The sequence below is a fragment of the Kitasatospora sp. NPDC058162 genome (genome assembly GCF_042884005.1).
Classification (GTDB): Bacteria; Actinomycetota; Actinomycetes; order Streptomycetales; family Streptomycetaceae; genus Kitasatospora.
Genome location: NZ_JBHVUS010000012.1, coordinates 72,417 through 94,007, shown reverse-complemented (window position 1 = coordinate 94,007; position 21,591 = coordinate 72,417). Strand labels below are relative to the sequence as shown.

The 21,591-nt window shown below is 70.8% G+C and carries 23 protein-coding genes; 11 read left to right on the top strand and 12 right to left on the bottom strand.

Annotated elements, in window-relative coordinates; genetic code table 11:
* Positions 1 to 58: 58 nt before the first annotated feature.
* A complete protein-coding gene (locus tag ACFVXG_RS22820; RefSeq protein WP_387930142.1) occupies positions 59 to 571 on the bottom strand; it encodes an NUDIX domain-containing protein in 513 nt (170 codons plus the stop codon).
* Positions 568 to 1,833: a helix-turn-helix domain-containing protein gene (locus ACFVXG_RS22815; RefSeq protein ID WP_387930140.1), complete on the bottom strand. Its 1,266-nt coding sequence runs from the start codon at positions 1,831 to 1,833 to the stop codon at positions 568 to 570. Before ACFVXG_RS22815 ends, ACFVXG_RS22820 begins: the two co-directional genes overlap by 4 nt.
* 150 nt (positions 1,834 to 1,983) lie before the next feature.
* Between ACFVXG_RS22815 and ACFVXG_RS22810 the strand changes: the two genes are divergently transcribed.
* The 5 genes from ACFVXG_RS22810 (at position 1,984) to ACFVXG_RS22790 (ending at position 4,537) form a co-directional block, all read left to right on the top strand.
* A complete protein-coding gene (locus ACFVXG_RS22810; protein WP_387930138.1) occupies positions 1,984 to 2,457 on the top strand; it encodes an ATP-binding protein in 474 nt (157 codons plus the stop codon).
* Positions 2,454 to 2,615 carry a hypothetical protein gene (locus tag ACFVXG_RS22805; RefSeq protein ID WP_387930136.1) on the top strand — a complete coding sequence of 54 codons (162 nt, stop codon included), beginning with the start codon at positions 2,454 to 2,456 and terminating at the stop codon, positions 2,613 to 2,615. The genes ACFVXG_RS22810 and ACFVXG_RS22805 overlap by 4 nt, the downstream gene beginning before the upstream one ends.
* A gap of 72 nt (positions 2,616 to 2,687) precedes the next feature.
* A complete protein-coding gene (locus tag ACFVXG_RS22800; RefSeq protein ID WP_387930134.1) occupies positions 2,688 to 2,822 on the top strand; it encodes a hypothetical protein in 135 nt (44 codons plus the stop codon).
* Complete coding sequence (locus tag ACFVXG_RS22795) at positions 2,819 to 4,018, top strand: methyltransferase domain-containing protein (protein WP_387930132.1); 1,200 nt, start codon at positions 2,819 to 2,821, stop codon at positions 4,016 to 4,018. The genes ACFVXG_RS22800 and ACFVXG_RS22795 overlap by 4 nt, the downstream gene beginning before the upstream one ends.
* Positions 4,019 to 4,237: 219 nt before the next feature.
* The gene (locus ACFVXG_RS22790; RefSeq protein ID WP_387930131.1) at positions 4,238 to 4,537 is read left to right on the top strand and encodes a hypothetical protein; all 300 of its coding nucleotides are present in this window, start codon (positions 4,238 to 4,240) and stop codon (positions 4,535 to 4,537) included.
* Positions 4,538 to 4,748: 211 nt separating this feature from the next.
* Here the strand turns inward: ACFVXG_RS22790 and ACFVXG_RS22785 are convergent, their stop codons facing one another.
* Positions 4,749 to 5,087 (bottom strand): hypothetical protein, encoded by a 339-nt coding sequence (locus ACFVXG_RS22785; protein ID WP_387930130.1) that lies wholly within the window; start codon positions 5,085 to 5,087, stop codon positions 4,749 to 4,751.
* A gap of 72 nt (positions 5,088 to 5,159) precedes the next feature.
* Here ACFVXG_RS22785 and ACFVXG_RS22780 point away from each other — a divergent pair, with 72 nt between their 5' ends.
* On the top strand, positions 5,160 to 5,801 hold the full coding sequence (locus ACFVXG_RS22780) for a DUF2461 domain-containing protein (protein WP_387930128.1): 642 nt from the start codon (positions 5,160 to 5,162) through the stop codon (positions 5,799 to 5,801).
* Between the two features lie 64 nt (positions 5,802 to 5,865).
* Here the strand turns inward: ACFVXG_RS22780 and ACFVXG_RS22775 are convergent, their stop codons facing one another.
* Positions 5,866 to 6,813: a heme o synthase gene (locus ACFVXG_RS22775; RefSeq protein WP_387930126.1), complete on the bottom strand. Its 948-nt coding sequence runs from the start codon at positions 6,811 to 6,813 to the stop codon at positions 5,866 to 5,868.
* A 463-nt stretch (positions 6,814 to 7,276) separates the two neighbouring features.
* Between ACFVXG_RS22775 and tkt the strand changes: the two genes are divergently transcribed.
* The 5 genes from tkt to pgl all read left to right on the top strand — a co-directional run bounded on the left by tkt (position 7,277) and on the right by pgl (position 14,131).
* Positions 7,277 to 9,376, top strand: a complete 2,100-nt coding sequence (gene tkt, locus ACFVXG_RS22770; protein ID WP_387930124.1) for a transketolase — start codon at positions 7,277 to 7,279, stop codon at positions 9,374 to 9,376.
* 97 nt (positions 9,377 to 9,473) lie between these two features.
* Positions 9,474 to 10,592: a transaldolase gene (gene tal / locus ACFVXG_RS22765; RefSeq protein WP_387930122.1), complete on the top strand. Its 1,119-nt coding sequence runs from the start codon at positions 9,474 to 9,476 to the stop codon at positions 10,590 to 10,592.
* Positions 10,593 to 10,653: 61 nt separating this feature from the next.
* A complete protein-coding gene (gene zwf, locus ACFVXG_RS22760) occupies positions 10,654 to 12,210 on the top strand; it encodes a glucose-6-phosphate dehydrogenase (RefSeq protein WP_387930121.1) in 1,557 nt (518 codons plus the stop codon).
* Positions 12,207 to 13,346, top strand: coding sequence for a glucose-6-phosphate dehydrogenase assembly protein OpcA (gene opcA / locus ACFVXG_RS22755; RefSeq protein WP_387930119.1), 1,140 nt, complete (start codon positions 12,207 to 12,209; stop codon positions 13,344 to 13,346). The genes zwf and opcA overlap by 4 nt, the downstream gene beginning before the upstream one ends.
* The gene (gene pgl / locus ACFVXG_RS22750; protein ID WP_387930118.1) at positions 13,343 to 14,131 is read left to right on the top strand and encodes a 6-phosphogluconolactonase; all 789 of its coding nucleotides are present in this window, start codon (positions 13,343 to 13,345) and stop codon (positions 14,129 to 14,131) included. Before opcA ends, pgl begins: the two co-directional genes overlap by 4 nt.
* Positions 14,132 to 14,260: 129 nt before the next feature.
* On the opposite strand, the gene ACFVXG_RS22745 is transcribed toward pgl, so the two are convergent.
* From ACFVXG_RS22745 to rapZ, 8 genes are all read right to left on the bottom strand, one after another.
* Entirely contained in the window at positions 14,261 to 14,548 is a 288-nt protein-coding gene (locus ACFVXG_RS22745) for an RNA polymerase-binding protein RbpA (protein WP_254553118.1), read from the bottom strand.
* Between the two features lie 205 nt (positions 14,549 to 14,753).
* Positions 14,754 to 14,990: a preprotein translocase subunit SecG gene (gene secG / locus ACFVXG_RS22740; RefSeq protein ID WP_375888373.1), complete on the bottom strand. Its 237-nt coding sequence runs from the start codon at positions 14,988 to 14,990 to the stop codon at positions 14,754 to 14,756.
* Positions 14,991 to 15,077: 87 nt separating this feature from the next.
* The gene (gene tpiA, locus ACFVXG_RS22735) at positions 15,078 to 15,863 is read right to left on the bottom strand and encodes a triose-phosphate isomerase (protein WP_387930115.1); all 786 of its coding nucleotides are present in this window, start codon (positions 15,861 to 15,863) and stop codon (positions 15,078 to 15,080) included.
* Between the two features lie 4 nt (positions 15,864 to 15,867).
* Positions 15,868 to 17,073 carry a phosphoglycerate kinase gene (locus ACFVXG_RS22730; protein WP_387930113.1) on the bottom strand — a complete coding sequence of 402 codons (1,206 nt, stop codon included), beginning with the start codon at positions 17,071 to 17,073 and terminating at the stop codon, positions 15,868 to 15,870.
* Between the two features lie 152 nt (positions 17,074 to 17,225).
* Complete coding sequence (gene gap / locus ACFVXG_RS22725) at positions 17,226 to 18,230, bottom strand: type I glyceraldehyde-3-phosphate dehydrogenase (protein WP_387930111.1); 1,005 nt, start codon at positions 18,228 to 18,230, stop codon at positions 17,226 to 17,228.
* Between the two features lie 288 nt (positions 18,231 to 18,518).
* Positions 18,519 to 19,499, bottom strand: a complete 981-nt coding sequence (whiA, locus tag ACFVXG_RS22720) for a DNA-binding protein WhiA (RefSeq protein ID WP_188308910.1) — start codon at positions 19,497 to 19,499, stop codon at positions 18,519 to 18,521.
* Positions 19,490 to 20,575: a uridine diphosphate-N-acetylglucosamine-binding protein YvcK gene (gene yvcK / locus ACFVXG_RS22715; protein WP_387930109.1), complete on the bottom strand. Its 1,086-nt coding sequence runs from the start codon at positions 20,573 to 20,575 to the stop codon at positions 19,490 to 19,492. The genes whiA and yvcK overlap by 10 nt, the downstream gene beginning before the upstream one ends.
* Positions 20,576 to 20,641: 66 nt before the next feature.
* Entirely contained in the window at positions 20,642 to 21,526 is an 885-nt protein-coding gene (gene rapZ / locus ACFVXG_RS22710) for an RNase adapter RapZ (protein WP_375888361.1), read from the bottom strand.
* Between the last annotated feature and the right edge of the window lie 65 nt (positions 21,527 to 21,591).

Sequence of the window (21,591 nt, the reverse complement as noted above, 5' to 3'; positions counted from 1 at the left end):
GCCCCCATCCGATTCGGATGGGGGCCTTCGCCGTGTCACAACAGCTGCGTTCCCAGCATCACCACGCCTCCACCCCGTCCCGCAGGTACCGCGTGCTGCCGTCCGAGATTGCCCTGGCAGCAGCATTCAACCGATTCCGCTGGCGGATTCGGAGCCGGTTGGCTGCCTCCGCAACCGGCAGGAATGTGGCCTCGGACAGTTCGTCGTCGTGTGGGCGAACCCTCGCGGCCTGAGCGGGCGGAAGGGTTCCCGCGTCGAAGATGAACGCGATCTGGTCGTCCCACGGGCCGTGCGGTGCAACCCAGTCCACGACCAGCAGGCGACGGATGGTGATCTCCAGGCCCAGTTCCTCACGCAGTTCCCGCACAGCAGCCGCGTCCGGTGATTCGTTCTCCTCCGCCATGCCGCCAGGCAGGTCCCAACCCTCCTTGTAGGTCGGGTTGACGGTCAGGATGCGACCGGTCAGGTCGCGCAGGATCACGTCCGCCGACACGCGCTTGCGGGCTTGTCTCGCATTGCCCTCGGCGAGGTAGGCGTTCCAAGCTTCGGTATCGGCAGGTACAGGCCTCACGTTGAACCTCCCCGAGGCGACGGGATGATGTCAGCGAGCATGAGTTGCCGGGCTCTGCGCGCCTCATCGAATCGTGCCAGGTACTCACCGACCGGACCGTAGTCGCGGTGCCTTCCGAGAAGTTCACGGAGGTCATCCATCTGATGAACGACCCGGACGGACCCGAGCGTCGGGCTGGTGTCGAGAAGATCGGTTCCGACGCCGATCGCGGCATCCAAGTCGCCGCGATCGGCATGGATACGGGCAAGGGTGATGCGGCTGAAGGTCAGCGAACGGGCACGCCCCTCCTCGCGCAGCACGACAGCTTGCTCCCCATGGCGAAGAGCCTCCTTTGGCAGGCCGAGGTCACTGAATGCCAGCGCCGACTCGCTGGCAAGGGTGGCGTCGTCGAACGGGCTCAACCATGGGTGCTCATCATCGGCTCCGCCCACAAGAGCCGCGTAAGCATGATCAAGTGCTTGCGAGGCCGGACCGTAGTGCCGCGAGGCTGCCAACGCTCGGGCCAGCATGGTGTTCAGGCGAGCCATGAGGGTTGGCAGATGCGGACCCCGGCCAGCCAATTCAATCCCGACGGTGGCCCAGTGAACGGCCTTCGCCTGATCGCCGACCTGGAGGCACAGATGGCTGGTGCTGGCTGCCACGTGCGCCGTCAACGGCAGATCGCCGGAAGCACGCGCGAGAGGAAGTGCACGAGCGAAGTGCCGAGCAGCAAGGTCGTCACGGCCAGAATCGTGCGCCATCCAACCGGCCATTTCGGTGAGCGCAGCAGCGGCAGCGAAGACGTGTGGGCTACTCGCAACATCAACCAGACGCGGCGCCACCTGGCCCGAGAGGTGGTGAAGCACGGCTGAGTACAGGCGCCCACCTCCCGCCTGCCGATCTGCACGACGGAAGGCCTCCATGGTGGCCAAGTCGCTGCCGCTCTCGGCCTCCGGAGGAGCCGCCGAAGGAGCTGAGGACTCGGAGGCCAGATCTGGTTCCCAGGATCTGCGGGCAAGGCCGAGCAACTCTCCGGGGATGTGGAAGGCGTCTGCGATCTGCTCGAACAGCGCCAACTTCTCGACCCTGGTCTTGCCATTCATGTAGTCGTACAGCCGCCCTTGGCTGATCTCCACAGCTGCGGCAATGCGCCGGGTACTGACACCGCGCGCGTTGAGGAGCCGAAACACAGCGCCCATGTCACGGGCCTCGCATGCTCTCAGGAGACGCTGCTCCTGGAGCAGACCTGCCACCACCTCATACAGGCCCGGCTGAACACCCACCGTTTCGCCTCCTTCACGATGTGTATCGATCGTAGGCTCATGAGGTCGATGCTGACTCCGATTTGGAGTCACCTCCTCGGAGTCTCCGGGGCAGACGAGACGGCCTTGAATGTGGATCAGCCACCCTGATCCACCCACGGGAGCAGTCCGATGCCTCAACTCACTGCAGTGCCAGTCCGGGTGATCGACGACACCGGGCAAGCAGCAGTGCCCGCTGCCGGTCGACTCACTGCGCCGGCGACCATATGCCTGCCGTATCGGCCCGAGTCGGTGGGCATCGCCCGCAGCTTCGTGCGCACGAAGCTGCGGGAATGGGGGCTGGACGACCTGGTGGACGACGCCGTCGTCATCGTCAGCGAACTGGCCACCAACGCGGTCGAGACCTGCTGCCGGACCCGCATGCTCGTCGGCATCCGCCGGCCGACCGACCGGACCCTGCGCATCCTCGTCGGGGACGGGTCCCGCTCGATGCCAGTGATGGTCCAGGCCGGCCCCGACGCCACATCCGGCCGGGGCCTGGCGATGGTCCACCGCCTCACCCGCGGCCGCTGGGGCGTCACGCCCCTCCCCTTCGGCAAGGTCGTCCACGCGGACCTTGCGACGCCCTCCCCGATCCCCCGGTGAACTCACCACCGCCGGACGACACTTACGAGTCCGACGATGCGCCGCCGCCCCCGCCCGTCCCCGACCCCAACCGGGTGTGGGCCGCCTACGGGGTGTCCGCTGCAGCCGGGCTGCACGTCGTCGCCGCGGCCCTGATCCTGATCAACCGCTCCCACTGAACTCCCGTCCGCGCCGCCGGCCCGGCGGCGCGGACGGGATCACCAATACGCGTCAACATTCAAGGAGGACCCATGGGTTGGGGAACCGACAAGCCCAGCGGCGGCAAGCACGGGGGCAAGAAGGACCCCGGCACGAGCAAGCCGTCCCCCGACGGTCAGCGCCCGGCGCCCGACCCGAAGCACAAGAAGGACGAGGGCAACAAGTGACGGACCCCGTGCATCGACCGGAGCAGGCCGCCGTGCGCGGCCTGCTCCGGGCCGTCGGCGAAGCGCTCGACGGCCCGGTCCCCCGCGAGTGGAAGGAAGCGGTCACCGCGATCCCTCGCCACCGTTTCCTCCCCGAGCGGATCTGGCTGGAGGACGACCAGGGCGGCTACCAGCCCTGCGCCCTCTCGACCGACCACCACCGCTGGTTCGAGGCGGCCTACGCCGACGCGCCCGTCGTCACCCAGGTCAACGACGGCCAGGCATCGGCCGATCCGGCCGATGCCTGGCCCTCTTCCTCCGCCTCGGCCCCCTCGATCGTCGTCCGCATGCTCCGCGACCTCGACGTCCGGCCCGGCATGAACGTCCTGGAGGTCGGCACCGGCACCGGCTGGAACGCCGCCCTGCTCGCCCACCGCCTCGGCCCTGGGCACGTCACCTCGATCGAGATCGACCCCGAGGTCTCCGAACAGGCCTGGGCCGCCCTGAACGCCGCCGGTCTGGACGTGGACCTGGTCTGCGGAGACGGCGCCCAGGGCTGGCCCCGCCGGCACCCGTACGACCGGATCATCTCCACCTGTTCGGTCCGCCGCGTGCCCTGGGCCTGGATCGAGCAGACCCGCCCCGGCGGCATCATCCTCACCCCCTGGGACAACCCCCTGGTGTGCTGGGGCCTGCTCAAGCTCACGGTCGAGCACGACCGCGCCCAAGGCCGTTTCAGCCCGCACTCCGCGTTCATGCTGATGCGCAACCAGCGGCAGGACCTGCGGATCTTCCGCGATGTCGTCCGGGACGACCACGTACCGAAGGAATCCGTAACCACGCTGCCACCGTGGAGCATCACGGGCGACCACTGGGAGGCCCGCTTCGCCCTCGGCCTCCGACTGGGCGACGTGTGGACCGCCTGGGAGGACGAGCCGGGCGTCGACGGCGTCGACACCCGGCTCTGGATCGCGACCACCGACGCCCGCTCCTGGGCCGCCGTCGACCACGCCGACGACCAAACCGATCACTTCACCGTCTGGCAGCACGGCCCCCGCCGCCTCTGGGACGAGGTCGAAGCCGCCCACCACTGGTGGGAGCAGCACGACCGCCCGACACCCGACCGCTTCGGCCTCACCGTCACCGCGGACAGCCAATGGCCCTGGCTCGACCACCCCACCCACCCCGTCCGGGCACCCGACCAGAGGGTGCTGTGACCAGGGCGATCGCTCATGCCATCGCCGACCAGCCAGCGCAAGGCACGGAGGGATGAGCCCATCAGAACAACCCCGCGCCGCCCTGGTGGACACGTGCACCGGGAACTACGCGATCACCGCTCCGGGGGCATGGCCGTTCTTCCGGCGCGAGCCCGGAAGCACAGCGGCCACAGCCGAGGAGACAACCGATACGGTGGTGTCGAGCAGCAGGAGGATCGGATGAGCGTCCAGCCCGCACACCACCAGGAACAGCAGCCGCGGGTGCCACGCACCCCGGACGGCATCGCCGAAGCTCTCACCGGCGCCCGCCGCATGGCCTTCTACCGCGAACTCGGCCAAGCCCCGATCGGCCAGGTCGAGCAGGTCCTGAACCGCTGGTGGTGCGAGGCGGAGATGGATGCCGACCCTGAGCAGGACCGCATCATCGCCGCGGCCCGCGCCGGCACCCTGCCCACCGTCACCATGGCCGACATCGTCCGGCTGCGCCGGGAGCGGGGCGGAGAACTGCCAGGTGAGTGACATCGATCCGGAGGACCTGGCGACACCGCCGGTGACTGGCGCCGACTTCCGATCCCTCACGGGCGCGGCCTGGTCGAGTACGTCATCGACAGCGACAACCACGTCGTACGACTGACCCGGGTCATCCCACTTTGATCCATGCTCTCCAACCGAAACGACGGCCCGGCTCCCCAGGTGGGGAGCCGGGCCGTCGGCATCGGCAGAGGAGTGCTCAGCCGCCGAGCTGGAGGCCCGCCATGCGCTTCCACTCATAGGCGCTGGTCTTGACCTTGAGGCCCAGTTCGCCCTCGAAGTCGTCGTGCAGGGTGAGCCCGGCCAGCTCGGCGGCTCGGCGGCCGACGGCGTAGGTGGGGGCCACCTGGTCGCCCCAGGCGCCGTCCGCGCCGACCACGACGATGCGGGTGGCCACGGCGCCGACGTACTCGACGACCGCGTCGGCGCTGCCGCCGTGCTGCTGGGCGAAGCTGGTCAGGTGCTTGGCGATGCGCTTGGCGCGGCGCTCGGTGCGGGCGTCCGGCGCGGCGGCGGTGGCGGTCTCTGCGCTGCTCATGCCCGCATGCTACCCACCGGTAGTCGTGCTGGCGACGGGAGCGCCCTGTGCACCGGGCCACATACTGGATGCGTGACCTTCTCCGGCTGGCCGGCCGAGGCGCTCGACTTCTACGAGCACCTCGAAGCCGACAATTCCAAGACCTTCTGGCAGGCCCACAAGGAGCAGTACGACGACGTCGTACGGGCGCCCATGGAGCTGCTGCTCGCCGAGCTGGAGCCGGAGTTCGGGCCGGGGAAGATCTTCCGCCCCAACCGCGACGTCCGGTTCAGTGCCGACAAGTCCCCGTACAAGACGCACATCGGCGCGCACCTGGAGGCCGGTGGCTACATCCAGCTCTCCGCCGACGGCCTGGCCTGCGGCAACGGGATGTACCAGCTCGCGCCGGACCAGCTGGACCGCTACCGCGCCGCCGTCGCCGAGGACGTCAGCGGTGCCGAGCTGGAGCGGGTGATCGCCGCGGTGGAGAAGGACGGCCCCCAGGTGTTCGGCCGGGACTCCCTCAAGACCGCCCCGCGCGGCTTCCCCAAGGACCACCCGCGGATCGAGCTGCTCCGCCACAAGGGCCTGGTCGCCTGGCAGGAATGGGCCCCCGCGAAGTGGCTCGGCACCCGCACCGCCCACACCCGGATCACCGCCTTCCTGCACGCCTCCCAGCCGCTCAAGGACTGGCTGGACGACCACGTCGGCCCCTCCGAACTCCCGGCACGGTGACAACGCGAAGAGCCCCGGTCCACCAGGACCGGGGCTCTTCGACGTCAGAAGCGTCAGGGACGTCCTACTTCACGAACGGGTCGATCGCGCACACCACGAACAGCAGCGACAGGTAGGTGATCGACCAGTGGAACAGCCGCATCTCCTTGAGCTTGGCGCCCACGATCCCGGCCTTGGCCCGCCCGTACAGCGCGTGCGCCTCGCGCAGCCAGAAGCCGCCGAGCAGCACCGCGGCGACGGGGTAGAGCCAGCTCATGTGCCCGAGCGGCCAGACCGCCAGCGAGACCGCGACCATGACCCAGGAGTAGGCGACGACCTGCTTGCCGACCGCCACGTTGCCCTTGATCACCGGCAGCATCGGCACGCCGGCCCGCTCGTAGTCGTCGCGCACCTTCATGGACAGCACCCAGGTGTGCGGCGGGGTCCAGAAGAAGACCACCAGGAACAGCGCGACCGCCGCCCAGGACACCGAGTTGGTGACCGACGACCAGCCGATCAGCACCGGCATGCAGCCGGCGATGCCGCCCCAGACGATGTTCTGCGAGGTGCGCCGCTTGAGCCCCAGCGTGTAGACGAACACGTAGAACAGCAGCGCGCCGAGGGCGAGTCCGGCGGAGAGCCAGTTGACGCCGAAGCCGAGCATCAGGGTGGAGAGGACCCCGAGCGTGATGCCGAAGACCAGCGCCTCGCGCGGCGACACCATCCCGGTGACGATCGGCCGCCGCTCGGTGCGGGTCATCAGCGCGTCGATGTCGCGGTCGATGTACATGTTGAGGGCGTTGGCGCCGCCCGCCGACAGGTAGCCGCCGACCACGACCTTGAGCACCAGCAGCATGTTCGGCACGCCCTGCTGGGCCAGGAACATCACCGGCACGGTGCTCATCAGCAGCAGCTCGATGATCCGCGGCTTGGTCAGTGCGACGAACGCGCCGACACGGGCCCCGATGGGCCGGTGCGCAGGAGTCGCCCCGGTGACCCCGGCGGGACGGGTTTCGACGGCGGTCACTAACACCCCAACTGAAGATGAAACTTCGCAGGCGTCCACAGGAACGAAGGGTCCCGAATCGTCCGCTCTGCGCGTACCACGACACCATAGACGCTCCATACATCCCAACCGGCTCCGGGGTCCCCCGGCGGGGCGGACGGCCCGCCCCCGGGTCGACCGACTGGGTGAAGCCACGAAGCGCCTCCGCCGCGTCCCCGCAACCCGTCCCGACCTCCCGGGCGGCGGGCCCCGTCGAATCAGGAGAGTCTGGGACGAAACGGATCAGAACGCCCTAGTGGGAATCACCATGCGGAAATCCCGGTTGTCCCGGCACGGAGGGTGAGCCCCGGCCCGGACGGTAGGCTCGCACGCAGAAGCGGGATCTACCCTCCGTGACCGGCACCATCCACAGTCGGGACCACAGCGCCGTGGCCGACCCGGTCCCCATTCACGGGGTCACTCTTCACAATGGAAGGAGCCCTGAGACAGGGTGAGCACTGCGCCGAAGAACGCATTCGAGTGGAGCGACCTGGACGAGCGCACGGTTGACACGGCGCGGGTCCTGGCTATGGACGCTGTCCAGAAGGTCGGTAACGGGCACCCCGGGACGGCCATGTCGCTGGCCCCCGCCGCCTACCTGATCTTCCAGCGCTTCCTGCGCCACGACCCGACCGACCCGGCCTGGGTCGGCCGCGACCGCTTCGTCCTCTCCCCCGGGCACACCAGCCTGACGCTCTACACCCAGCTGTACTTCTCGGGCTACGGCCTGGAGCTGGACGACCTCAAGGCCTTCCGCGTGGCCGGCAGCCGCACCCCGGGCCACCCCGAGCACGGCCACACCGCCGGCGTCGAGACCACCACCGGCCCGCTCGGCCAGGGCATCGCCAACGCGGTCGGCATGGCGATGGCCGCCCGCTACGAGCGCGGCCTGTTCGACCCGGAGGCGGCGGCCGGCGAGTCCCCCTTCGACCACACCGTCTGGGCCATCGTCTCCGACGGCGACCTGGAGGAGGGCATCTCCGCCGAGGCCTCCTCGCTGGCCGGCCACCAGAAGCTGGGCAACCTGGTCGCCCTGTACGACGACAACCACATCTCGATCGAGGGCGACACCGAGACCGCCTTCTCCGAGGACGTCCTCAAGCGCTACGAGGCGTACGGCTGGCACGTGCAGCGCGTCACCCCGAAGGCCAACGGCGACATCGACGTCGAGGCCCTCGCCGGTGCGCTGGCCGCGGCCAAGGCCGAGACCGCCCGCCCGTCGCTGATCGCGATGCGCACGATCATCGCCTGGCCGGCCCCGGACGCGCAGAACACCGCCAAGGCGCACGGCTCCGCGCTCGGTGCCGCCGAGATCGCCGCCACCAAGAAGGTCCTGGGCTTCGACCCGGAGAAGACCTTCGAGGTCAGCGACCAGGTCATCGAGCACGCCCGTCAGGTCATCAAGCGCGGCAAGGCCACCCGCGACCAGTGGCAGCAGGGCTTCGACGCCTGGCGCGCCGCGAACGCCCACCGGGCCGCCGAGTTCGACCGCATCCAGGCCGGCGAGCTGCCCGAGGGCTGGAAGAAGGCCGTCCCCTCCTTCCCGGCCGGCAAGGACGTCGCCACCCGCAAGGCCTCCGGCGAGACCCTCAAGGCGCTCGGCGCGGTGATCCCGGAGCTGTGGGGCGGCTCGGCCGACCTCGCGGAGTCCAACCTCACCACCATCGACGAGGACAGCTCCTTCCTCCCCGAGGGCAACCCGCTGAAGTCGGCCAGCCCGTACGGCCGGACGATCCACTTCGGCATCCGCGAGCACGCCATGGGCTCGACCATGAACGGCATCGCCCTGCACGGCAGGACCCGCGTGTACGGCGGCACCTTCCTGGTCTTCGCCGACTACATGCGCCCGGCCGTCCGCCTGGCCGCGCTGATGAAGCTGCCGGTCACCTACGTCTGGACGCACGACTCGATCGGCCTCGGCGAGGACGGCCCGACCCACCAGCCGGTCGAGCACATGGCCTCGCTGCGCGCCATCCCGGGCCTGTCCATGGTCCGCCCGGCCGACGCCAACGAGACGGCCGTCGCCTGGCGCACCGTCATCGAGCGCCAGACCAGCCACCCCGGCCCGGTCGGCCTCGCGCTGACCCGCCAGAACGTCCCGACCTTCGACCGCGAGGTCTTCGCCTCCGCCGAGGGCACCGCCAAGGGCGCCTACGTGCTGGCCGAGGCCGGCAACGGGGACCCGCAGGTGATCCTGCTGGGCACCGGCTCCGAGGTCCAGCTGGCCGTCAAGGCCCGCGAGGTCCTGGAGGCCGAGGGCATTGCCACCCGCGTGGTCTCGGTGCCGTCCTTCGAGTGGTTCCAGGAGCAGGACCAGGCCTACCGCGACAGCGTGCTGCCGCCGTCGGTCAAGGCCCGCGTCTCGGTCGAGGCCGGCATCGCCCAGGGCTGGCGCGAGCTGGTCGGCGACCACGGCCGGATCGTCTCGCTGGAGCACTTCGGCGCCTCCGCCGACTACCAGGTGCTGTTCGAGGAGTTCGGCCTGACCGCCGAGCGCGTGGTCGCCGAGGCGCACAACGCCCTGCGCTCCCTCGAAGCCGTCAACCGCTAACGCGTCCGACGCGTCCGGGCCGCGTGCCCGCCCGCACGCGGGCACGCGGCCCCCTCTGACTACCCCACGAAGCAGAAGAAAAAGGGACTGAAGCACCATGACTGACGCACTGAAGCGCCTCAGCGACGAAGGCGTGGCGATCTGGCTGGACGACCTCAGCCGCAAGCGGCTGAACTCCGGCAACCTGGCCGAGCTGGTGCAGGACTCGCACGTGGTGGGTGTCACCACCAACCCGACCATCTTCCAGAAGGCCATCGCCGGCAGCGGCGACAGCTCCTACGACGGCCAGCTGCGCGACCTCGCCGTCCGCAAGGTCACCACCGACGAGGCGATCCGCATGATCACCACCTCGGACGTGCGCGACGCCGCCGACGTGCTGCGCCCGGTCTACGACGCCTCCAACGGCCGCGACGGCCGGGTCTCCATCGAGGTCGACCCGCGCCTGGCGCACCAGACCGCCCCGACCGTGGCCGAGGCCAAGCAGCTGTGGTGGCTGGTCGACCGCCCGAACGTCCTGATCAAGATCCCCGCCACCAAGGCCGGCCTGCCCGCCATCACCGAGGTCATCGGCCTGGGCATCAGCGTCAACGTCACGCTGATCTTCTCGCTCGAGCGCTACAAGGCCGTCATGGACGCCTACCTGACCGGTCTGGAGACCGCCAAGGCCAACGGCCTGGACCTCTCCCAGATCGAGTCGGTCGCCTCCTTCTTCGTGTCCCGCGTGGACACCGAGATCGACAAGCGCCTGGACAAGATCGGCGGCGACGCCAAGGACCTGCGCTCCAAGGCCGCGCTGGCCAACGCCCGCCTCGCCTACCAGGCGTACGAGGAGGTCTTCAGCAGCGCCCGCTGGACGGCCCTGGAGGCCGCCGGCGCCAACCCGCAGCGCCCGCTGTGGGCCTCCACCGGCGTCAAGGACCCGGCCCTGCCGGACACCCTGTACGTCACCGAGCTGGTCGCCCCGGGCACCGTCAACACCATGCCCGAGGCCACCCTGGAGGCCACCGCCGACCACGGCGTGATCACCGGCAACACCATCGTCCCCAACTACGCCGACGCCAAGGCCGTCCTGGACGCCATCGCGGCCGCCGGCGTGGACTACGACGACGTGGTCCAGGTGCTGGAGGACGAGGGCGTGCAGAAGTTCGAGCAGTCCTGGCAGGAGCTGCTGGACACCGTCACCGCCTCGCTGGCCTCTTTCGCCAGCGAGAAGTGACCCCTGCTCACACAGCCAGCACGAAAGCGGAGCACACCAAGTGAGCACTGATTTCCCTGAGTTGACGTCGGAATCGGACGCGGACGACCTCCCGCCCGCCCCCGTCAACCCGCTTCGTGACCCCTCCGACCGGCGGCTCCCGCGCATCGCGGGGCCGTCCGGCCTGGTCATCTTCGGGGTCACCGGCGACCTGTCCCGCAAGAAGCTGATGCCGGCCATCTACGACCTGGCCAACCGGGGTCTGCTGCCGCCGGGCTTCTCCCTGGTGGGCTTCGCCCGCCGCGAGTGGGAGGACGAGGACTTCGCCAAGGAGGTCCACGACGCGGTCAAGGAGCACGCCCGGACCCAGTTCCGGGAGGAGGTCTGGCAGCAGCTCGCCAAGGGCATGCGCTTCGTCCAGGGCACCTTCGACGACGACGAGGCCTTCGACAAGCTCCGCGAGACCATCGAGGAGCTGGACAAGGCCCAGGGCACCGGCGGCAACTTCGCCTTCTACCTGTCCGTCCCGCCGAAGTTCTTCCCGACGGTCGTCCAGCAGCTCAAGAAGCACGGCCTGGCCGACCCGCCGCAGGGCTCCTGGCGCCGCGCCGTCATCGAGAAGCCCTTCGGCCACGACCTGGAGAGCGCCCAGGAGCTCAACAAGGTCGTCCACGAGGTCTTCCCTCGCGACGAGGTCTTCCGGATCGACCACTACCTGGGCAAGGAGACGGTCCAGAACATCCTGGCGCTGCGCTTCGCCAACCAGATGTTCGAGCCGATCTGGAACCGGTCGTACGTCGACCACGTGCAGATCACCATGGCCGAGGACATCGGCATCGGCGGCCGGGCCGGCTACTACGACGGCATCGGCTCCGCCCGTGACGTCATCCAGAACCACCTGCTGCAGCTGATGGCGCTCACCGCCATCGAGGAGCCCGCGTCCTTCCACCCGAAGGCGCTGGTGGCCGAGAAGCTCAAGGTGCTCAGCGCCGTCAAGCTCCCGGCCGACCTCGGCCGGCACACCGTGCGCGGCCAGTACGCGGCCGGCTGGCAGGGCGGCGAGGAGGTGGTCGGCTACCTGGACGAGGACGGCATCAGCCCGGACTCCAAGACCGACACCTACGCGGCCATCAAGCTGGAGATCAACAACCGCCGCTGGGCGGGCGTGCCGTTCTACCTGCGCACCGGCAAGCGGCTGGGCCGCCGGGTCACCGAGATCGCGGTGGTCTTCCAGCGCGCCCCGTACCTGCCGTTCGACTCCTACGCGACCGAGGAGCTGGGGCAGAACGCCCTGGTCATCCGGGTCCAGCCGGACGAGGGCGTGACGGTGCGGTTCGGCTCCAAGGTGCCGGGCACCTCCTTCGAGGTCCGGGACGTCACGATGGACTTCGCCTACGGCGAGTCCTTCACCGAGTCCAGCCCGGAGGCGTACGAGCGGCTCATCCTCGACGTGCTGCTCGGCGACGCCAACCTGTTCCCGCGGCACCAGGAGGTCGAGCTCTCCTGGCAGATCCTCGACCCGATCGAGAAGTACTGGGACGCCCACGGCAAGCCCGCCCAGTACGCGGCGGGCACCTGGGGCCCCACCGAGGCGGACGAGATGCTCGCACGAGACGGCAGGAGCTGGCGCCGGCCATGAAGATCGACCTCACCAACACGACGTCCAGCAAGATCAACGCCGCGCTGATGGAGGCGCGCCGGACCAGCGGCTCCACCGCCGCCGGCATGGTGCTCACCCTGGTGATCGTGACCGACGAGGGCAGCGCCTACGACGCCCTCAAGGCCGCCAACGACGCCTCCCGCGAGCACCCGATGCGCACCCTCGCGGTGATCAAGCGCGCCGGCCGCTCGCCCCGGGCCCGCGCCGAGACCCGGCTGGACGCCGAGATCCTGGTCGGCACGGACGCCGGCTCCGGAGAAACGGTCATCCTGCGCATGCACGGCGAACTCGCCTCGCACGCCCAGTCGGTGGTCCTGCCGCTGCTGCTCCCGGACGCCCCGACCGTGGTCTGGTGGCCGGACAACGCGCCGCAGCACCCGGCTCAGGACCCGCTGGGCGCGCTCGCCCAGCGCCGGATCACCGACACGGTCACCGCCGAGTCCCCGGTCGGCCAGCTCGCCCAGCGGGCCCAGAGCTACACCCCGGGCGACACCGACCTGGCCTGGACCCGGATCACCGGCTGGCGCTCCATGCTGGCCGCCGCGCTGGACCAGCGGCCGTCCGCCATCCACTCGGTGGTGGTCGAGGGCGAGTCCTACAACCCCAGCGTCGAGCTGCTCGGCCTGTGGCTGCTCAACCGGCTGCACGTGCCGGTCGAGCGGGTCGTCACCGGCGGCCCCGGCATCACCGCGGTGCACCTGCGCACCAAGGACGGGGACATCACCCTGGACCGCCCGGACGGCCTGATGGGCACCCTCTCGATGCCCGGCTCGCCGGACCGCCAGGTGGCGCTCAAGCGGCGCGAGACCGCCGAGCTGATCGCCGAGGAGCTGCGCCGGCTCGACCCGGACGACATCTACTCGACGGCCGTGCGCACGCCCGTCGACCGGCTGCGCGAGCCCTCCGGGGCGAGCACCTCGGCGGCCGACCCGGCGGCCGACGCCGACCCGGCGGGGGCCGACCCGGCCGCGGCCGACCCGGCCGCGGCCGACCCGGCCGCGGCCGAGCCGGTGGCCGACGGCGCGGTGGCCAATCCGGCCCGGGTGACCGCCGACGCGGACAAGCCGACCGCCAAGAAGCCCGCGGGCAAGCGCGCCGCCAAGGGCAGCGCATGACGGCCGCGACCCCGCAGCTGGTCGTCCACCGGGACAAGGAGCTGATGGCCCAGGCGGCCGCGGCCCGGCTGATCACCCGGATCGTGGACGCCCAGGCCGCCCGCGGCACCGCCTCGGTGGTGCTCACCGGCGGCCGCAACGGCAACGCCCTGCTGGCCGCGATCGCCGCCTCCCCGGCGCGCGACGCGGTCGACTGGGGCCGGCTGGACCTGTGGTGGGGCGACGAGCGCTTCGTCTCCGCCGCCGACCCGGACCGCAACGCCGTCCAGGCCCGCGCCGAACTGCTGGACGCCGTCCCGCTCGACCCGGCGCGGGTGCACGAGATGCCCGCCTCGGACGGGGTGGACGGCTCGGACGTGGAGGCCGCCGCCGCCCGCTACGCGCAGGAGCTGGCGAAGGCCGCCGAGCCGGGCGACCGGTTCGGCGTCCCGGCCTTCGACGTGCTGCTGCTCGGCGTCGGCCCGGACACCCACGTCGCCTCGCTCTTCCCGGAGCACCCGGGCGTGCGGGAGACCGAGCTGACCGTGATCGGCGTGCGCGGGGCCCCCAAGCCCCCGCCGACCCGGATCTCGCTCACCCTCCCGGCGATCCGGGCGGCCCGCGAGGTCTGGCTGCTGGCCGCCGGCGAGGACAAGGCGGGCGCGGTCGCGCTGGCCCTGTCCGGCCCCGGTGAGCTCCAGGCGCCCGCCTCCGGCGCGTACGGCCGCAGCCGCACCCTGTGGCTGCTGGACCGCGCCGCCGCGGAGCGGATCCCGGCCCAGCTGTACCCGCCGGCCTCGGCCTAGCGGAGAACGCCGAAGGGCGCCACCGTCACTCGACGGTGGCGCCCTTTCCGCGTCTCAGGCGCTCCTGCGCGCCCGTTCAGCCCGCTCGCGCACACCTCCGGCCCGCTCGCGCGCAGCCCGCCCGCGAGGTCAGATCTCGCCGCGCAGCTTGGCCAGCGCCTCGGCGAGGATCGCCTCGCCGTCGGCGTCGGTGCGCCGCTCCCGGACGTAGGCGAGGTGGGTCTTGTAGGGCTCGTTGCGCGAGGGCGCCGGCGGGTTGTGCTCGTCCTGCCCGGCCGGGAAGCCGCAGCGCGGGCAGTCCCAGGTCTCCGGGATGACGGCCTCGGCGGCGAAGCTGGGGCGCGTCTCGTGCTTGTTGGCGCACCAGAAGGAGATCCTGCTGCGCGGAGCGGACTCGCCGCGCTCCGCTTCCCCCATCGGGCCTGCCCCGACCCTGCTCCCACGGATGGCGTTGCCACTTGCCACGGTCTGACTCCCTGCGTACTGGTGCGCCGACCCGCCGCGGTGCGCGTCGGTGGCGAAAGTCGTCCTAGTGTAAGCAGGACTTAAGCCTCCGCCACCATCGCCTCCGCCCCCGACCGTCCCAGGATAGGCGCTCGGGCGACGGGGCGTCAGGGCTGCGTCAGCTCTTGTACTTCAGGACCAGGCCCAGCGCCATGATGGAGGCGAACCAGCCGACGCCGACCACGATGGTGATGCGGTCCAGGTTGCGCTCGGCCACCGCCGAACCGCCACCGGTGGACATGGCACCGCCACCGAACATGTCCGACAGGCCGCCGCCCTTCCCCTTGTGCAGCAGCACCAGCAGGATCATCAGCAGGCTGAAGATGATCAGGGCAATCGAGAACCCGAGAACCACGACCGGACCAACTCTCTCGTATCTTCGGCGACGGGGCCGGACCGCTGTCGGCGGTCCGGCCCCAAAGCCTACGTTGCTGCGGCGGCGTTAGCCTACTGCCTGCTCACGGTAGCGCACGATCTTGACGAACTCATCGGCGTCCAGCGAGGCACCGCCGATCAGACCGCCGTCGATGTCGGGCTTGGCCATCAGGCCGGCCGCGCTCGACGACTTGACCGAACCGCCGTACAGCACACGGACCTTGTCGGCCAGCTCGGCGCTGTACAGCTCGGCGAGACGGGCCCGGATCGCGGCGCAGACCTCCTGCGCGTCCTCCGGGGTGGCCACCTCGCCGGTGCCGATCGCCCAGACCGGCTCGTACGCGACCACGATCGACTCGGCCTGGTCCGCCGGGACGCCCTCCAGGGCGCCGTCCAGCTGGGCCAGGGTGTGCGCGACGTGGGTGCCGGCCTTGCGGATCTCCAGCGGCTCGCCGATGCACAGGATCGGGGTGACCCCGGCCCGGTAGGCGGCCTTGACCTTGGCGTTGACGATCGCCTCGTCCTCGCCGTGGTACTGGCGGCGCTCCGAGTGGCCGATCACCGCGTAGGTGCACTGGAGCTTGGCCAGCATCGGGCCGGAGACCTCGCCGGTGTAGGCGCCGCCGTCGTGCTGCGAGATGTCCTGCGAGCCGTACTTGATCTTCAGCTTGTCGCCGAAGACCAGGGTCTGCACCGACCGCAGGTCGGTGAACGGCACCAGGACGGCGACCTCGACGGCCTCGTAGTCCTTGTCGGCCAGCGCGAACGCCAGCTTCTGGGTGTGCTGGATGGCCTCGAGGTGGTTGAGGTTCATCTTCCAGTTGCCCGCCATCAGCGGGAGACGCTCAGTCATGCTTTCAGCCTTCCAGGGCGGCGAGACCGGGGAGGGTCTTGCCCTCCAGGTACTCGAGGCTCGCGCCACCGCCGGTCGAGATGTGTCCGAAGGCGTTCTCGTCGAAGCCCAGGATGCGGACGGCCGCGGCGGAGTCGCCGCCGCCGACCACGGTGAACGCGTCGCTGTCGACCAGGGCCTGGGCGACGGCCTTGGTGCCCTCGGCGAAGGTCGGGTGCTCGAAGACGCCCACCGGGCCGTTCCAGAACACGGTCTTGGCGTCGGCCAGCTTCGAGGCGAACAGCTCGCGGGTCTTCGGGCCGATGTCCAGGCCCTCCTTGTCCGCGGGGATCTTGTCCGCGTCGACGATCTCGAAGTCCTCGACCGGCGCGTGGGTCTTGGTGTCGGGGAAGGACGCGGAGACCGCGACGTCCACCGGCAGGACGAACTCGACGCCGTTCTGCTTCGCCCGCTCCAGGTACTCCAGGACGGTGTCGACCTGGTCCTTCTGCAGCAGCGAGATGCCGACCTCGTTGCCCAGCGCGTACAGGAAGGTGTACGCCATGCCGCCGCCGATCAGGATGCGGTCGGCCTTGCCGAGCAGGTTGTCGATCACGCCGACCTTGTCCGACACCTTGGAGCCGCCGAGCACCACCACGTACGGGCGCTCGACCTCCTCGGTGAGGCGCTTCAGCACGCCGACCTCGGTGGCGATCAGGTCGCCGACGGCGTGCGGCAGCAGGCCGGGCAGGTCGTAGACGGAGGCGTGCTTGCGGTGCACGGCACCGAAGCCGTCGCCGACGTAGAGGTCCGCCAGGGCGGCCAGCTGCTCGGCGAAGGCCTTGCGCTCGGCGTCGTCCTTGCTGGTCTCACCGGCGTTGAAGCGCAGGTTCTCCAGCAGCGCGACCTCGCCGTCGGCCAGCCCGGCGACGGCGGCCGCGGCGGACTCGCCGACGGTGTCGGCGGCGAAGGCGACCGGCTTGCCGAGGATCTCGCCGAGGCGCTCGGCGACCGGGGCGAGCGAGAACTGCGGGTCCGGCTCGCCCTTGGGGCGGCCGAGGTGGGAGGCGACGACGACCTTGGCGCCGCGCTCGACGAGCTTGGCGATGGTCGGTGCCACGGCGCGGATCCGGCCGTCGTCGGTGATCCGGCCGTCCGACAGCGGGACGTTGAGGTCGGCGCGCACGAAGACGCGCTTGCCGGCGACGTCCAGGTCTTCGATGGTCTTCACGGGTTCTTCTGTCTCCTGGGGAGATGGTTGATGCGCAGAGGCGGCACGGCGCAGGGGCCGCCTGAGAAGTCCTAGTACGCAGAACGAGGGCCCGGTCGGCGCGTTGTCGCCGTCCGGGCCCTCGCCCTTACATCACGTCAGCTCCCACTGCGTCAGAGCTGGCCACCGACGAGGGTGACCAGGTCCACGACGCGGTTCGAGTAGCCCCACTCGTTGTCGTACCAGCCGAGCACCTTGACCTGGTTGCCCTGGACCATGGTGAGCTGCGAGTCGAAGATGCAGGAGGCCGGGTCGTTGACGATGTCCGACGACACGATCGGGTCCTCGGTGTAGGCCAGGATGCCCTTGAGGGAACCCTCCGCCGCCTTCTGGAAGGCCGCGTTGACCTCCTCCTTGGTGACCTCGCGCTCCAGCGTGACGACCAGGTCGGTGATGGAACCGGTCGGGACCGGGACGCGCAGCGAGGTGCCGTCCAGCTTGCCCTTCAGCTCCGGCAGGACCAGGGCGGTCGCCTTGGCGGCACCCGTCGAGGTCGGGATGATGTTCTGCGAGGCCGCACGAGCACGGCGCAGGTCCTTGTGCGGGAAGTCCAGGGTCACCTGGTCGTTGGTGAACGCGTGGACGGTGGTCATCAGACCCTTGACGATGCCGAAGCTCTCGTTCAGCACCTTCGCCATCGGCGCCACGCAGTTCGTGGTGCAGGAGGCGTTGGAGATGATGTGGTGGTTGGCGGCGTCGTACTTCTCGTCGTTGACACCCAGGACGATGGTGACGTCCTCGTCGGTGGCGGGGGCCGAGATGATGACCTTCTTCGCGCCGGCGGCGAGGTGCTTCTTCGCAGCCTCGGCCTTGGTGAAGATGCCGGTGGACTCGACGACGATGTCGACGCCCAGGGCGGCCCACGGCAGGTTGGCCGGGTCACGCTCGGCGGTCACCTTGAAGGTGTGGCCGTCGACGGTGATGCTGTCGTCGGTGTGCGAGACCTCGGCCTGGAGGGTCCCCAGGGTGGTGTCGTACTTGAGCAGGTGGGCCAGGGTCTTCGTGTCGGTGAGGTCGTTGACACCGACGATCTCGATGTCCGCGCCCTGGGCCTTGACAGCGCGGAAGAAGTTGCGGCCGATGCGGCCGAAGCCGTTGATGCCTACCCGGATCGTCACGAACCGATCTCCTCGTTAGGTACGCCGGCGCTGAGCCGACGGGGATGAGATTTGGGAAGTCCCCGACCGCCTACGACCCTACCTCTCCGGACCCTGGGAGGGCACATCGCGCCACCTGGCAAGACGCGGCGTGGCGAGTTGCGGGGCCCTCCGTCCTTGCCCACCCGGGCCGTTGGTCCTGGTCAAGTGGTCTTGACCAATTTCGGTTCGCCGTCCGACCCCCGTCCGACCCCGGACACGACGACGGCCGGTGCCCGGAATCCGGACACCGGCCGTAGATCGGTCAGCTCAGTTGAGCGCCATCTCGTCGGTCAGGTTGGCCTCGGTGCTCGGCAGGCCGAGCTCGGCGGCGCGCTTGTCGGCCATCGCCAGCAGGCGGCGGATCCGGCCGGCCACCGCGTCCTTGGTCAGCGGCGGGTCGGCGAGCGCGCCCAGCTCCTCCAGCGAGGCCTGCTTGTGCTGCATCCGCAGCTGGCCGGCCGCGGCGAGGTGCTCGGGCACCTCCTCGCCGAGGATCTCCAGCGCGCGCTGCACCCGGGCGCCGGCCGCCACCGCGGCGCGGGCCGAGCGGCGCAGGTTGGCGTCGTCGAAGTTGGCGAGCCGGTTGGCGGTGGCCCGGACCTCGCGCCGCATCCGGCGCTCCTCCCAGGCGAGCACCGACTCGTGCGCCCCCAGGCGGGTCAGCAGCGCGCCGATCGCGTCACCGTCGCGGATGACCACCCGGTCCACCCCGCGCACCTCGCGGGCCTTGGCCGGGATGCCGAGCCGGCGGGCCGCGCCGACCAGGGCCAGCGCCGCCTCGGAGCCGGGGCAGGTGATCTCCAGCGAGGAGGAGCGGCCCGGCTCGGTGAGCGAGCCGTGCGCCAGGAAGGCCCCGCGCCAGGCGGCCTCGGCGTCGCAGGTGGCCCCGGAGACGACCGCCGGGGGCAGGCCCCGGATCGGCCGGCCACGGCCGTCCACCAGGCCGGTCTGGCGGGCCAGCAGCTCGCCGTCCTTGACGACCCGGACGACGAAGCGGCTGCCGCGCCGCAGCCCGCCGGGCGCCATCACCACGAGGTCGGAGGAGTGCCCGAAGATCTCCAGCAGGTCCTTGCGCAGCCGCCGCGCCGCCGCGCCGGTGTCCAGCTCCGCCTCGATCACGATGCGGCCGCTCACGATGTGCAGCCCGCCCGCGAACCGCAGGATCGCCGACACCTCAGCCTTGCGACAGCAGGCCCGGGTGACCGGGAGCCGGCTGATCTCGTCCTTCACCGCTGGAGTCATCGCCATGGCCCGATCCTTCCATGTGTCCGGAAAATCCGGTCGTACGCGGCTGCCAACAGCTCCGGGTCGTGTCGCGGGGTGCCGTCGGTGCGGGCCACCGTGCCGAGCACCAGAGCGGCGCCCATCCGCTCGGCGGCCTTCTCCAGTCCGGCCAGGTCCGCCTGGCCGAAGGCGCCGCCGGTGACGGCGCGCTCGTCCACCAGGATCGCATCCACCGCGAGGTCGGGAGCGTGGTCGGCGATGACCTCCAGGTGACGCTGCGGGGTGAAGCCCTCGGTCTCCCCCGGCTGCGGGGCCAGGTTCAGCGTGAGCAGGCGGCGGGCGCGGGTCTCGACCAGCGCCTTGGCCAGCTCGGGCACCAGCAGGTGCGGCAGCACGCTGGTGAACCAGGAACCGGGTCCGAGCACCACCCAGTCCGCCTCCCGGACCGCCGTGACCGCCTCCGGGACGGCCGGCGGCTCGTCCGGCAGCAGCCGGATCGACTGCACCGTGCCGGGGGTGACGGCCACGTCGGCCTGGCCGCGGACGGCCGTGACCTCGGCCGGGCGGGCCGGGTCGTGGCCGCGCACGGTCGCCTCGATGTCCAGCGGCACCGCCGACATCGGCAGCACCCGGCCCTGGACGTTCAGCAGCCGGCCGACCCAGTCCAGCGCCGCCACCGGGTCGCCGAGCTTCTCCCACAGCGCCACGATCAGCAGGTTGCCGACGGCGTGGCCGCCCAGCTCGCCGTTGCCGGTGAAGCGCTGCTGGATCACCTCGGACCAGGTGCGGCCCCAGTCGTCGTCCCCGCACAGCGCGGCCAGCGCCTTGCGCAGGTCACCGGGCGGCAGCACCCCCAGCTCCTCGCGCAGCCGCCCGCTGGAGCCGCCGTCGTCGGCGACGGTGACCACCGCGGTGAGGTCACTGGTGAGCCGGCGCAGCGCGGACAGCGAGGCGGACAGGCCCTGGCCGCCGCCGAGCGCGGTGATCCTGGGGGCCGGATTGGCCCGGGCGGGACTGCTCCGCGGACGACTCGGCGAAGGGCTTCCCACCCGTTCTCCGGTCCTGCTCTGCGGCTGCCGCCCGGGCACGTATCCCGCCACACATCACCTCGCGTTCCTCGGCGCCGCCACCGGCTCCGCCGGGGTCTCCGGCAGGGAAGGCGGCGGTTATTCCCGACCCATGTCACGGTGGACGAGCACCGTCTCGACTCCGTCGGCGATGAGACGCTTGGTCAGACGCTCGGACATGGCGACGCTGCGGTGCTTGCCACCGGTGCAGCCTACGGCAAGCGTCATGTAGCGCTTCCCCTCCCGGCGGTAACCCTCGGTGACGATGCGCAGCAGCTCGGCGTAACCGTTCAGGAACTCGTTGGCACCGGGCTGCTGGAACACGTAGTCGGCGACGTCCGAGTCGGTGCCGGTACGGGCCCGCAGCTCGGGCACCCAGTGCGGGTTCGGCAGGAAGCGGCAGTCCACCACCAGGTCGGCGTCGACCGGCAGGCCGTACTTGAAGCCGAAGGACATCACGGTGGCGCGCAGCTCGGGCTCGTCGTGGTCGGCGAACTGGGCGTCCAGCTTGGCGCGCAGCTGGTGCACGTTGAGGTTGGAGGTGTCGATCACCAGGTCGGCCTCGCCGCGCAGGTCGCGCAGCAGGTCGCGCTCCTGGGCGATGCCGTCCACGATCCGGCCGTCGGCCTGCAGCGGGTGCGGGCGGCGCACGCTCTCGAAGCGGCGGACCAGCGCGTCGTCGGAGGAGTCCAGGAACACCACCCGGAGCCGGACGCCACGCTTCTCCAGCTCGTCCAGCGAGGTGAGCAGGTCGTCGAAGAACTGGCGGCCGCGGACGTCCACGACCACGCCGATCCGGGCGACGTTGCCCTGGGAGCGGGCGCCCAGGTCGACCATGGTGGGGATCAGGGCCGGCGGCAGGTTGTCCACCACGAACCAGCCGAGGTCCTCCAGGCACTTCGCGGCGGTGGAGCGGCCGGCTCCGGACATGCCGGAGATGATCACCAGCTCCGGCGCGTTCTCGGCCACGTCTGACACGGTCACTTCGGTTCCCCGCTCTCGGTCTTTCTGCTGGGGAGAACGCGCACGGCACGGCCGCCCTTCCCCGT